11 protein-coding genes are annotated in these 12778 nt (G+C 36.7%); 2 read left to right on the top strand and 9 right to left on the bottom strand.

Translation table 11 applies throughout. The features are described from left to right. The first annotated feature begins 58 nt into the window (after positions 1-58). A complete protein-coding gene (locus H6F45_RS20915) occupies positions 59-607 on the top strand; it encodes an NUDIX hydrolase (protein ID WP_096565713.1) in 549 nt (182 codons plus the stop codon). Positions 608-1255: 648 nt separating this feature from the next. Here the strand turns inward: H6F45_RS20915 and H6F45_RS20910 are convergent. Further along, the gene (locus tag H6F45_RS20910) at positions 1256-2035 is read right to left on the bottom strand and encodes a phosphate ABC transporter ATP-binding protein (protein WP_190348286.1); all 780 of its coding nucleotides are present in this window, start codon (positions 2033-2035) and stop codon (positions 1256-1258) included. A 347-nt stretch (positions 2036-2382) separates the two neighbouring features. On the opposite strand from H6F45_RS20910, the gene H6F45_RS20905 reads away from it, so the two are divergent. Next, the gene (locus tag H6F45_RS20905) at positions 2383-3606 is read left to right on the top strand and encodes a hypothetical protein (protein WP_190348301.1); all 1224 of its coding nucleotides are present in this window, start codon (positions 2383-2385) and stop codon (positions 3604-3606) included. A gap of 1058 nt (positions 3607-4664) precedes the next feature. On the opposite strand, the gene murQ is transcribed toward H6F45_RS20905, so the two are convergent. The 8 genes from murQ to H6F45_RS20865 form a co-directional block, all read right to left on the bottom strand. Then, a complete protein-coding gene (murQ, locus tag H6F45_RS20900; protein WP_190348285.1) occupies positions 4665-5609 on the bottom strand; it encodes an N-acetylmuramic acid 6-phosphate etherase in 945 nt (314 codons plus the stop codon). A 192-nt stretch (positions 5610-5801) separates the two neighbouring features. Continuing rightward, complete coding sequence (locus tag H6F45_RS20895; protein ID WP_190348284.1) at positions 5802-7082, bottom strand: proton extrusion protein PcxA; 1281 nt, start codon at positions 7080-7082, stop codon at positions 5802-5804. A gap of 164 nt (positions 7083-7246) precedes the next feature. Continuing rightward, complete coding sequence (locus tag H6F45_RS20890; protein ID WP_096572566.1) at positions 7247-7921, bottom strand: carbonic anhydrase; 675 nt, start codon at positions 7919-7921, stop codon at positions 7247-7249. Between the two features lie 117 nt (positions 7922-8038). After that, positions 8039-8671, bottom strand: coding sequence for a hypothetical protein (locus H6F45_RS26255; RefSeq protein WP_199301872.1), 633 nt, complete (start codon positions 8669-8671; stop codon positions 8039-8041). A gap of 96 nt (positions 8672-8767) precedes the next feature. Further along, positions 8768-9742 carry a sodium-dependent bicarbonate transport family permease gene (locus tag H6F45_RS20880; RefSeq protein ID WP_096565720.1) on the bottom strand — a complete coding sequence of 325 codons (975 nt, stop codon included), beginning with the start codon at positions 9740-9742 and terminating at the stop codon, positions 8768-8770. Between the two features lie 118 nt (positions 9743-9860). Beyond that, positions 9861-11249 carry an ATP-binding protein gene (locus tag H6F45_RS20875; protein ID WP_096565722.1) on the bottom strand — a complete coding sequence of 463 codons (1389 nt, stop codon included), beginning with the start codon at positions 11247-11249 and terminating at the stop codon, positions 9861-9863. A gap of 79 nt (positions 11250-11328) precedes the next feature. Then, positions 11329-12009: a response regulator transcription factor gene (locus tag H6F45_RS20870; protein ID WP_096565724.1), complete on the bottom strand. Its 681-nt coding sequence runs from the start codon at positions 12007-12009 to the stop codon at positions 11329-11331. Positions 12010-12184: 175 nt separating this feature from the next. Beyond that, positions 12185-12589 carry a DUF3110 domain-containing protein gene (locus H6F45_RS20865; protein ID WP_190348283.1) on the bottom strand — a complete coding sequence of 135 codons (405 nt, stop codon included), beginning with the start codon at positions 12587-12589 and terminating at the stop codon, positions 12185-12187. Positions 12590-12778: the final 189 nt, after the last annotated feature.

Below are 12778 nucleotides of genomic sequence, written 5' to 3'. Positions count from 1 at the left end.
GATTTCCCAAGCATCCCCCGTATATATTCTGAGTATTTGCAGACAATAGAATTGGACTATGCCACTAGGTAGAGAATTACCACAGCTACTCAAGCAACGTTTGTTTCATAAAGGGCGCAAATTTGATTTTGAAGTGAATCGTTTGCGTTTACCTAATAAATCTGAAGGAGAATGGGAGTGTATTCGTCATCCCGGTGGCGCTCTGGCTCTTCCTGTTACCGAAGATGGTAAACTGATTCTTGTCCGTCAATATCGTTTTGCAGTTCAAGGTAGGTTGTTAGAATTTCCCGCAGGAACGGTAGAACCTAATGAAGAACCTTTGGAAACAGTGAAAAGGGAAATACAAGAAGAAACAGGCTACCGCGCTCATAAGTGGGATAAACTAGGAGAGTTTTTCTTAGCTCCTGGCTATTCTGATGAAATTATCTATGCTTTTTTGGCTAGAGATTTGGAAAAGCTGGAAACTCCGCCACAGCAAGAAGAAGATGAAGATATCGAAACTGTATTTTTGACTCCTGAAGAACTAGAAACAGCTATTCGTGAAGGACAACCTGTAGATGCGAAAACTATAGCCAGCTTTTTCCTAGCTCGTTCTTTGTTGATGTAATGGTGATATGCTGCTAGAAAAGGCACTTGGTGATGCCTACGGTACAGGTGATGTCTTTTGTGTAGAAATTAAATGCAAGGTTTTTGAGTTCCCACCTCGTAAAGTCTTGCACTTTTTTAACTTCCAGCAGGCTAAGACCCTTTACTTGTAATATTTTCACATTTATTCAGCAAACCCTAATTAATAATTAAAAAGGGTTTTAAGCTGTTGTGCATTTAATTTGTATAAGTGGAACAGGCATCTTGCCTGTTAAACAAGAGTTCAGAACATTAGGATTATACAATTTAGCTGTGTAACAGCTTATTCCCCTGTGGTGTATCCTACAGGCAATGTTTAAGTCCCTGAGTAAAGTATAAATTTAATTAGGGGTTGCTGAGAAAGTCTTTCCGTGAGGGCATAGGAGTCAGGAGTCAGGAGTCAGGAGTCAGGAGAAGATTTGAAAATTTCTTTGCCATCTCTTGAAATCCCAAAAAATGCACACTTTTTCCGGTATACCCTTCAAAACCCTTGCACTAATTTCTGTGTTTATCAGCCTCTAACCTTTGATATATCAAGGTTTTAGGTTTATTCAGCAAACCCTAATTATGAATTATCAATTATGAATTATCAATTATGAATTATTTATCCCAGCTATGATGGAAACCAGGTTTAGTGGAAACGTCCAAAAACATGGTCTCGCAGGCGATAATCAAAGTTATGGGTGATAAGTTTCTTGGTAGGGGCAAATTCTAGTAACTGCCCAATATGATTTTCATTGTAGTAAAATAAAGCTGTGAAATCTGATAAACGAGAAACTTGTTGGATGTTGTGAGAGACAAATACAATTGTTAATTCAGAACGCAAACATTCGATAAGTTCCTCAATTTTTATCGTAGAAATGGGATCAAGTCCTGCACAAAGTTCATCCATAAGGAGGACTTGCGGTTTAACTGCTAAAGCACGGGCAATACACAACCTTTGTTGTTGTCCAAAGGATAATTCTAAAGCCGATTTATGAAGTTTATTTTTGAGTTCTTCCCAGAGTTCGGCAGCTTTTAGTGCTAACTCGACAATTTCATCTAATTCTGCTTTGGGATGCCATCCGATTAATTTTACTCCATAGGTTACATTATCATAAATGCTCATGGGAAAAAGATTTGGTTTACCATAAATTAAAGTAATTTGACGACGTAGGCGATTTAAGTTGACACGACGACCATAAATATTTTGACTAAAAAATTCAACGTTTCCTTCAACTTGTATTTCTCCTTCTAGTTCAATCATGCGATTGAGAGATTTCAAAAATGTGGACTTACCACAACCGCTAGGTCCCATAATCGCGGTAATTTTATTTTGGGGAATATCCATTGAGACATCTTCAATGATTTTTTGAATTCCGTAATAAAAGCTGAAATTTTTAACTCGGATGGCAGGAATTATTTTACTCATAGGAAATAGGAAATAGGAAATAGGAAATAGGAAATAGGAAATAGGAAATAGGAAATAGGGATTTATGTTGTGAATCAATCTAAAATCTAAAATCTAAAATCTAAAATCTAAAATCTAAAATTGAATGATTGAGAAACATAATAAATAGGTGTGCGTCAAATAAGCTGGTAATCTCACATCTGTTATGATTCTCAATCAGGTCAGGTGAGTAATGATAATCTTAGGCCATAATCAGGGTTACAGTCTAGGATGTTAACTGGGATGTTAGCAAGAAGATGCTGGTACAAGATATGACGGGTAAATTTTCTAGACTATTTTCAACAGGACAAGAAAAAAGTGAGTTGTTTATGGTAAGACGCTTGAGTTTTATAGTTACTACTATTATTGTCTGGCATCTGTGCAGTTTTGTCACACTGGCACAAAATAAAAAACCAGAACAAATGAGGTGGTTTCCTCCGAGTCCTTTGGAAATGACTACACCTGATCCTCTGGTAAGGAGTTCATGGAAAAAACAACCGTTAACTACTGACGAACTGCAACAGTTGAAAACTGCACTGGATGAGTTAAACCAAGAAGCGATAACTACTTTTCAAAGGGGAGATAAAACCGCTGCTTTTGATATTTGGAATAGAGAATTACGACTGCTGCGCTTTTTAGGTTCTTTAGCCCAGGTGCAAGCTTTATCAAGGGTGGGGGCGATCGCTTGGCAGGAAAATGAGCGTGAACAGGTAATGTATATTACTCAGCAGTTGCAAGAGATTGAAAAACAGATGTTAAAGGAGAAAAGTACAGATTTACAATTATGGCGATCGCTTGGTGAAGCTTACCAAAATGTGCGTATTCCCAAATTAGCTGTAGGTGCTTACGAGCAGATTTTAACATTGGTGAGACAACAAAAAGATGTTAATACTGAATTAGCAACTTTAAATACTCTGGGGGAATTACATTTAAGTTGGTTTGATTATTCTCAAGCTGCTAAAACTTACGAAGAATTGCTCAATTTGGCTATTAATAGAGGTGATAGAAACAATGAATTAGCATATTTGCAACAACTAGCTTATATTTATGAACAGGGTAAACAACCCCGACAAGCGATCAATGTTTTGAATAAGTTAGCGGCAATTTATAATAGAAATAAGAATCTTACTCAAGTTCCGGCTTTAAAAATCAAAATAGCAGAAAATTATCAATCTTTGGTCAGAGAAAATCCCAATTTTCTGCAAGAAGCTTTTAATAATTATCAAGAAGCTTATGTTATTGCTTGGAAATTAGAACAGTATGTGGCGGCGAGTGAAGCTTTGCAAAAGTTAATTAGGTTGTATCGTTCCCAAAATCAAATTAATGAAGCTTTGCAAGCTAGTAGGATTTTGTTGGAAACGGAAACATTAGCAACCAATTTGTATGGTTTGATGCAAACTTATGATCAAATGGGAGAAATGTATTTAGAAAAGAAAGAAGATGGAAAAGCATTAGCAGCGTTTGAAAAAGGGTTAGAAATAGCCAGACAACTGAAACATCAAGAGACATATTTTGCCCAGAAGATTGAAACATTGTCAAAAAAGAATTTGTAAAAAGTAGTCGTGCAAAATAAATTTTATATTTGGGAGAGGGAACAGAGAACAGTGAACAGGTAAGGAATACAGACATTAGACATCTCCAGAAAAGAAATTATGGAACCTATTTATGGGGGCAGGTCGAAGCTTATGGGATATCTAGATGTCTGATTTTTCCGTTAAATTATCGCCCATAAGCTTCGCCCCTACAACTTATGACAAATTAATACATTCTATTTTGGAGAGGTCTATTCCCAGTCTCCGACTGGGAACGAGATAACGAGATAACAAGGTATTACTCCTGTTTATGGGGGCAGGTCGAAGCATTTGGGATATCTAGATGTCTGATTTTTCTGTTAAATTATCGCCCATAAGCTTCGCCCCTACAACTTATGACAAATTAATACATTCTATTTTGGAGAGGTCTATTCCCAGTCGGAGACTGGGAACGAGATAACGAGATAACAAGGTATTACTCCTGTTTATGGGGGCAGGGCGAAGCTTATGGGATATCTAGATGTCTGATTTTTCCGTTAAATTATCGCTCATAAGCTTCGCCCCTACAACTTATGACAAATTAATACATTCTATTTTGGAGAGGTCTATTCCCAGTCGGAGACTGGGAACGAGATAACGAGATAACAAGGTATTACTCCTGTTTATGGGGGCAGGTCGAAGCATTTGGGATATCTAGATGTCTGATTTTTCTGTTAAATTATCGCTCAAATGCTTCGCCCCTACAACTTATGACAAATTAATACATTCTATTTTGGAGAGGTCTATTCCCAGTTGGAGACTGGGAACGAGATAACGAGATAAACGAGATAACAAGGTATTACTCCTGACTCCTGACTCCTGACTCCTATGCCCTCACGGAAAGACTTTCTCAGCAACCCCTATTTATGGGGGCAGGTCGAAGCTTATGGGATATCTAGATGTCTGATTTTTCCGTTAAATTATCGCTCATAAGCTTCGCCCCTACAACTTATGACAAATTAATACATTCTATTTTGGAGAGGTCTATTCCCAGTCGGAGACTGGGAACGAGATAACGAGATAAACGAGATAACGAGGTATTACTCCTGACTCCTGACTCCTGACTCCTGACTCCTTTGATAAGTATCCACAGCCACACGCAAATTACCTTTATGCACTGCTAAAAGTTCCTCACCTGCGGTTTTATCTAAATTTGTCCAGTGCATTAATAAAGCCAACTTCACCCATTTACCACTACGTTCTAATAAGAAACCTGCGGCTTCTCGACTTAAACCGGTTAAATCTTGTAAAATTCTTAAAGCGCGATCGCGTAATTTTTGATTTGTTACCGCAACATCCACCATTCTATTACCGTAAACTTTCCCTAATTTCACCATCACGCTGGTAGAAAGGATATTTAAAGCTAATTTTGTCGCAGTTCCAGCTTTCAACCGAGTTGAACCAGCTAATATTTCTGGTCCTGTTAACAAGCGAATATCAATATCTGCATCAAAGGGAACTTGTTCTGCGGGAACACAGGCGATAAAAACTGTTAAAGCTCCCCTTTGACGTGCTGCTTTTAATGCACCTTGAACATAGGGAGTAGTTCCCCCAGCAGTGATACCGACGACTACATCCAGTTGATTAATTTTGTGTTGGGCGATCGCACTTTCACCATCTTCCGCTAAATCTTCTAAACCCTCAGAACTGCGTAACAACGCCCCCGCACCACCAGCAATAATACCCTGTACCAACTCTGGAGATGTGCAAAAAGTAGGTGGACATTCAGCCGCATCTAACACCCCTAACCGTCCACTTGTTCCCGCACCGATGTAAAATAAACGTCCACCTTGATGTAAACGTTCAGCCGTCTTTTCAATAGCTGCGGCTAACTGAACCTTTGCACCGGCAACAGCAACTACCGCTTTTTGGTCTTCAGTATTAAATAATTCTACCAATTCCAAAGAATTTAGTTGGTCTAAATTCAGACTATTAGGATTTACTTGTTCTGTGAGTAGATGTCCGCGTTCTTGTAAATTTGTCATTTCTCAGTTATCAGTTATCCGTTATCCGTTATCAGTCAATACTACTCGGTTAGGTTACAAAATAATTGATATTGTAATTTCGGTTACGAGATAACGCAACCCACGGGAAATTTTTTTCCCCTTTAAAGGGGAGGTTTTAAACCTTAAATGAAACAATTGTCAATTGTCAATTATCAATTATCAATTAATTACCTATTCATTCATATTTTTCAGTGTTGCTACTGCTGAAGGTGAAATCTGGTTCAGATAACGGAAAACCCAATACTTGAATATAGTATCTAGAATTACTGGGAATGTAGCAATAAATAGGAAAATAGCATTTCTATCTGCGGCAATACCCAAATGACTAGCAATACTTTCTAAAATCACTTCCCAACCGTGAGGAGAATGGAAACCTACAAAAATATCTGTGAATAAAATAATGATAAATGCTTTGGCACTATCACTTAAACCATAAATAATTTCATTCAGCAGATTTTTAATAGCTATCACCCCTTTTTTATTGATGACTACCACAACTGCAAAAGCAAATAAACCTAATAAATCCGCAAAAACATTTGCCACTGCACTATTACTTTTATGTTTAAATTCTTCTGCTAATTCTTCTGCTTTGAGTGAAATTTTTTCTTCCATAGCTTCGACAGAAATTTGAGGAGAATGTTTCAATAAATTGTCAAATTTTAATTCTTCCTCAAAAGACTGCAATTGTTTTAGTGCTTCCTCTTTCATTTCCCAGTTCAGAAAAATAGGTGTACTTTCAACACTGCGAAAATGTTCTACAGCAGGAAGTATGAAAAACTTTTTAGACAATTCTTGAGTTAACAAGGGAATGAGAATTAATAACAACAAACAGTTAATAGCTCGTTTGGTAATTTTTCTCGATGCTTGAAAATTCCGCAATACCTCCTGTTCAGAACTTGGACTCATATCATTGGTAATTTTACGAAATGTTCTACCAATGGATCTGGGAAAAATACCAGTTTTTTTGGTGACTGGTTCAATATTTTCTAAACTGAGTTTTGATGTTAGTTGAGAGGAATTTTTTGGTGGTTGTTGGTGAGATTCTAACTTGGTAAGAGTTGGTTTTTGAGAATAAGCTACAACATTAGAATTAGATAATTCTAAATCCTCATTTTTGTATCTGGAGAGAACTTCATCAATTAATTTTAGTTTATCCAAAAAAGCGTAATTAGAGTTTTTGATAAAAAATCGACTCACTTTAAATTCTACAACTCTGATTTTAATAATCTTTAAATATTTTTCCACATCTGTCTGAAAACAATCTAAAACATTTTGACTGTAATCACCTGACTGACTAGATACTTTATCCCCTGCAAAATGTTCTAATTCAATATCTTTAATTTTTAAAGCCATTTTATATGCTTGTTCTAATGCTCTTTCTGGTGTGCGTAAAAACCATTGACTCCCTATATTTAGGTGATCTGAAAAATCTGAATTTACGTAATTTTTCATTTTGATAGTAGATGGCTAAATGTTTCCTAAAAAATCAAATAATGAGGTAGATAAACTTTGAATTAATTGATAAAAATTGATTTTTAAATCCAAAGTTTATGTATTTATCAACTTTAACTTTTCTACCTCATCAAAAAATAAATATTAAATAAATATTTTCTCAATTAACCTGCTTTTAAACAAGCTAAAGGATCGGGAACGGGGAAAGCGTCAGAACTTAAAGGCACAAACTTACTATCATTAGCATTGTAAGCAAAAATTTGTCCTGTTTCTATTTCATAAACCCAAGCATGGAGAGATATTTTACCACCATGTAATTTAGAACGAATCACAGGATAGGTTTCTAAATTTTCAATTTGAGTTAAAACATTTTCTTCTACAGCTATTTTTAGCAATGTTTCCCCATCATAGTTTTGATAGTTTTCTCGCAAAAGACGACGGGTAGACTCGGCATTGCGTTTTAACCAATCATAAACTAAAGGCATTTCATCAGATAAATTATTTAATTGTAGGAGTGCTTTCATACTACCACAGTGAGAATGACCACAAACAATAATATGCTTAATATTTAAAGCAGAAACAGCATATTCAATTCCCGCACCTTCACTGCTATTAGGACTTCCATGAGTGGGAATAATATTACCCAAATTCCGAATAATAAACAGTTCTCCTGGTTTAGTTTGTGTTAATAAATTCGGATCAATGCGAGAATCAGAACAAGTAATAAAGAGAATTTCAGGAGTTTGTCCTTGAGATAATTGGCGGAACATTTCCTGATGAATTGTGAAATAGTTAGTTTGAAATTCGTTCAGTCCTTTGATAATTCTTTTCATTGGCATTGTAGAATTCATGTGATTTTCGTTTTAGTGTTTTTATTCTTTTGGTATCTGCAACATCCTAGAAATTTAATAATCTACTTATTGATCAAAAATTCTGATTCCTGACTCCTTAATTATTTAGTGATTAACCCATTTTGCATCAGTTACTAAACACACACCTCCGATTTTTTTCAGCAGAGGGGTGATTTTTTCCACTAAATTATCTAATTGTTTTTGATTGGTACAAACTGTCATAATGTAACTATTACTAAATTCATAGTCAATATCGGAAGATACTAAACCTCGATCACCTTTACCAGAGGTATCTTTAATAATTGTATATCCAGAAACAGAGACGATTTCTAAAATGTTCAGAGCATCTTCAATGTGAGATGTATCAATAACAATCTCTACTTTTTGGACTTCTTGCATAATAGGGATTGATAAATTTAGACTTGTTAGATTGGGGGAAAAGTTATCTGATATCAGAGAATTACTCGTGGTAATTAAACAAATACCACCAATGGTTTTGAGGATGGGTAAAATATCTCTGAGCAGGTATTCAAATTGTATTTGATTGGTGCAAATAGTAGAAATATAACTATTGCTAAATTCTCGCCCCAAATCGTTATAACAAATCCCCCTATCCCCTTTACCGGAAGAATTTTCTATTAATGTATATCCAGGAACTTTCACAGAATTAAGGATATCTATAACTTCTCTTTGTTCCAGGGTGCTGACAATGATTTCTACTCGGTTAACGAGTTCCATAAATAACACCTAGACTAATACCTATTGGACAGAAAACAGCAATTTCTGATGTTTGTAATTTCATGTTTGTGAATCTATGGTCAAAAGACTAATGATCTATACACCAACAAGTTTTAAAATTTGTAAGTAAAGAGGAATTCCCACAATAATATTAAAGGGGAATGTTAAAGCTAAAGCCATAGAAACATAAAGACTAGGATTAGATTCGGGAACAGTTAATCTCATCGCTGCCGGTACGGCAATATAAGAAGCACTGGCACATAAAACCGCAAATAAAAGTCCATTTCCTTCTCCCATTCCCAAGACTTTTGCAATCAAAATTCCTAAGATAGCATTGACAACAGGAATGAAAACAGAAAAACCAATTAAGAAAGAACCGGTTTTACTTAAATCTTTAATTCTTCTGGCTGCTACTAATCCCATATCAAGTAAAAAGAAAGTCAGCGCACCGTAGAAAATTCCTTGAGTAAATGGTTGTAATTTTTCCCAACCTTTTTCTCCTGTTAATAGTCCAACTAGCAAACTACCAACTAACAGAAACACTGAGCCATTTAAAAAAGCTTCGTGCATCACTTTTCCCCAAGAAAATCCTTCTTCACCTTCTGTCTTGGGTGCAAATGCTCTCACCAGAATTAAGCCGATAATAATAGCTGGAGATTCCATTAAAGCTAATGCTGCTACCATGTGTCCCCCATAGGGAATGTGCAGTTTTTCTAGAAAAGAACTAGCGGTAATAAAGGTGACTGCACTAATAGAACCGTAGGTAGCAGCGATAGCAGCTGCATTGTAATGATCAAGCTTGATTCTGAGAATAAAAAAGGTGTATACTGGTACGATAGAAGCCATGACAATAGCAACTATCAGCGTCATTGCTATTTGCGAGTTAATGCCACTTTCTGCTAGTTCATGTCCGCCTTTAAAACCAATGGATAACAGCAAATACAGTGAAAATAATTTTGGTAAGGGTTGGGGAATTTCTAAATCTGATTTTAAAAAAACCGCCAGCATTCCCAAAAAGAAGAACAACACAGGGGGATTGAGAATGTTAAAAAGAATTAAACTGCCATCCATTGATTTTTTCTTTCCTCAGCATTAGAAAACTTTATGAACTACCCTCTAAATTAGTCCACAAATTTTAAGAAAAGCATGAGAAGAAATTAAGAATTTTCTTAGAATTAAGTTGGCAGTATCAAAATGGTAATTCTACAGTGAATGTGGTGAATTGATGGGGGTTACTGGTGACATAAATTTTACCACCGTGTAAGCGAACAATTTCATGGGCGATCGCTAAACCTAATCCTGATCCACCTGTATACCGTGAGCGATCGCTTTCTGCACGATAAAAACGCTCAAACAAATGGGGTAAATGTTCCGCTGCAATTACTTTACCCGTATTAGTGATAGTTACTTTCACCTGTTCATTTTCACGATATGTTTCTACACTAATCTTACCTTCCGGGGATGTGTACTTAATGGCGTTATCTAGTAAATTTAAAAACAAACTGGTTAAGTGATCAGAATTGCCAGTAATGTAAAGTAAGGGTTTTATACTTGCACAGATGGTAATATTTTTATCTGCTGCTAAAAGCTGAATTTGCTCAATGAGAACTTCTAGTAACTCGCTTAAATCAACATTTGTCAAAGTCCATTGATATTCAGATTCACTTTGATCCAAACGAGTGAGAAAAAGCAAACCATTAGCAAGACGAATCAAACGATCAACTTCCCGTTGTAATTCTTGTAAGGTATGATGATATTCTTCTGGTGTACGCTCTCTACTTAAAGTTACACCCAGTCTGCCTTTAATCACTGTTAAAGGTGTGCGTAACTCATGAGAAGCATCGGCTGTAAATCTGCGTTCATGCTCAAATGCAGCTTGCAAGCGATCTAACATCCCATCCAAGGTGATAGCTAATCTTCCCACTTCATCTGTTGAACCTTGATAACCGATGCGCTGGGTGAAATCATTAGGACTTATTGCCTGGGCAGTGCGAATAATGCGACCAATAGGACGTAACGCTTGATCCGCTAAAAATAAACCTCCACAAGCTGCAATTAAGAGAATTAAAGGAAAACTCAAAAGCATCAAAGTCAGCAGATGTTCTGAAGCTTCAGAAATAGGATCTAGAGATTGGGCAACTTGTAACCAACCAGCAGTGGAAGATAAAGATAATGGTTGAGTATAAACTCGCCAAATCTTGCCGTATTCAGTAACACTGGTATAACCCATTTTTACGGGCATCATCGGTGGTATGGTTTTGTAACTACCGATACCATCCCAAATTTCACCTTGGGGAGAAACCAAACGCACGGAAAAACCAGCATTAGTTAACTTACGGGTAATAGTTTCAGACTGTTGTTTGATCTTCAAAGTAGGATGACCATTTACCTGAATCACTTCAGCAAAAGTTTCCGAAGCTGCAACCTGCAAAGCTGTATCTAATTGACCAAGTAAACTATGTTTTAATTGAATATATAAATAGGTATCGAAAACTACTAGCGTACAGCCCAAAAGCAGTATGTACCATGTTGTTAGACGAGTTCTAATTGTACTTTGATTAAATCGTTGAGAAAACATACAGCAGGAGTCAGGATTTCAAGGAGTCAGGAGTCAGGAGTCAGGAGGTAAATATTTTTCCCCAATCACCAATCCCCAGTCACCTATCACCTATTCCCTTGAGACAATATCCTACTCCTCTAACTGTATGCAGTAGTGGCTGATCAGAACCCCGATCTATTTTCCGTCTCAAATAACCAACATATACATCTACAACATTAGAATCACTATAAAAATCAAAATCCCAAACGTGTTCACCTATTTGTGTACGGGTAACTACTGTATTGGAATTACGCAATAAATACTCTAAAAGTTTAAACTCTAAGGGGCTAAGTTCAATGAAACGTCCTCCACGCTGAACTTCCCTTGTGACTACATCCATAGTTAAATCACTAACCTGTAAAATGGTGTTAAATTGTAATGGTGGGCGACGTTGCAAAGCTCGTAACCGTGCCAGTAATTCTGAAAATGCAAATGGCTTGACTAAATAATCATCTGCACCATGATCTAATCCTTTTACCCGATCTTCTACAGTATCCCGTGCTGTTAAAAGTAAGACTGGAGTTTTAATTTTTTGCTGGCGAAATTCTCCTAGTAGCTTTAACCCATCAATTTTGGGTAGCATAATATCTAAGATGATAATGTCATACTCAGCAGCAAAGATGTATTCCTTACCTTCTTCACCATCATGAGCCACATCAACAGCGTAACTCATCTCTCTGAGTCCTTGACTGATAAATTGGGCTATTCCTGGTTCATCTTCAACTAGCAAAATTCGCATATAGCAATCTAGCAATCCTATTTTAGTTGAGAATTTATTGGTGAGGTAAGGGAACAGGTGACTGGTGACTGATGACTGGTGACTGGTAACTGGTGACTGGGTAACATTGTTAACTCATTCCCTATTCCCTATTCCCTATTCCCTACTTTCCCAACAACTAATGACTAATGACTACTTACAATAACCCTTCTAGTCGGCGACGGAAGCTGTCTAGTTCAGAATCAGACATTTGCTGTTCTTCTGACTGAGAACTATAGTTATCATAGTTATTTTGAGTTTGACCTTCTGGTTTCCAATCAGTTTCTTCTACGTTCTGTTCTGGAGGTGTCACCACGGTATTACTATTTTCTGGCACAAGTTCCCAGCCAAAACCCGCACTTTTGCAAAAGTCTATGATATCCTGCTCTTCCATTCCCTCAACCGTCGGTGTGGGGAAATCTTGCGCTTCTAACATTAAAGCAAAGCGGGTGGCATCATCTTCTGATTCAAACATCATGATTGTATTGCGATCGCCCACCCGAATCGAGTGAATCCCTTCATTATCAGTTCCCGCATTGAATAGTAGTACAAAAACACGCATCTTTAATCCTTTAATCCTTTGACTTGACGTTTATATTATTTCTATTAAAGTTCGAGATTGTGCCGATACAAAAAAGCTAACTAATGCTAACAAAAGTTGGCTTTTTCTTCCTGTTTCACCCTAGCAGTGTCGGCACTATCTAGTCCACAGGCTAACACGATCAATCTGACCGCTTCTTGTTTTAAATTA

Origin of the sequence: Sphaerospermopsis sp. FACHB-1194 (genome assembly GCF_014696235.1) — a bacterium.
Lineage (GTDB): Bacteria > Cyanobacteriota > Cyanobacteriia > Cyanobacteriales > Nostocaceae > Sphaerospermopsis > Sphaerospermopsis kisseleviana.
The sequence above is the reverse complement of the archived record's forward strand: the minus strand, read 5'-3'. Positions and strand labels throughout refer to the sequence as shown.

What these genes read in the sequence shown, in the direction of transcription:
- H6F45_RS20905 (WP_190348301.1), top strand. Translation starts at nt 2,383, where the DNA reads ATGGTAAGACGCTTGAGTTTTATAGTTACTACTATTATTGTCTGGCAT.
- H6F45_RS20880 (WP_096565720.1), bottom strand. Translation starts at nt 9,742, where the DNA reads ATGGATGGCAGTTTAATTCTTTTTAACATTCTCAATCCCCCTGTGTTG.
- murQ (WP_190348285.1), bottom strand. Translation starts at nt 5,609, where the DNA reads ATGACAAATTTACAAGAACGCGGACATCTACTCACAGAACAAGTAAAT.
- H6F45_RS20895 (WP_190348284.1), bottom strand. Translation starts at nt 7,082, where the DNA reads ATGAAAAATTACGTAAATTCAGATTTTTCAGATCACCTAAATATAGGG.
- H6F45_RS20890 (WP_096572566.1), bottom strand. Translation starts at nt 7,921, where the DNA reads ATGCCAATGAAAAGAATTATCAAAGGACTGAACGAATTTCAAACTAAC.
- H6F45_RS20875 (WP_096565722.1), bottom strand. Translation starts at nt 11,249, where the DNA reads ATGTTTTCTCAACGATTTAATCAAAGTACAATTAGAACTCGTCTAACA.
- H6F45_RS20870 (WP_096565724.1), bottom strand. Translation starts at nt 12,009, where the DNA reads ATGCGAATTTTGCTAGTTGAAGATGAACCAGGAATAGCCCAATTTATC.
- H6F45_RS26255 (WP_199301872.1), bottom strand. Translation starts at nt 8,671, where the DNA reads ATGGAACTCGTTAACCGAGTAGAAATCATTGTCAGCACCCTGGAACAA.
- H6F45_RS20915 (WP_096565713.1), top strand. Translation starts at nt 59, where the DNA reads ATGCCACTAGGTAGAGAATTACCACAGCTACTCAAGCAACGTTTGTTT.
- H6F45_RS20865 (WP_190348283.1), bottom strand. Translation starts at nt 12,589, where the DNA reads ATGCGTGTTTTTGTACTACTATTCAATGCGGGAACTGATAATGAAGGG.
- H6F45_RS20910 (WP_190348286.1), bottom strand. Translation starts at nt 2,035, where the DNA reads ATGAGTAAAATAATTCCTGCCATCCGAGTTAAAAATTTCAGCTTTTAT.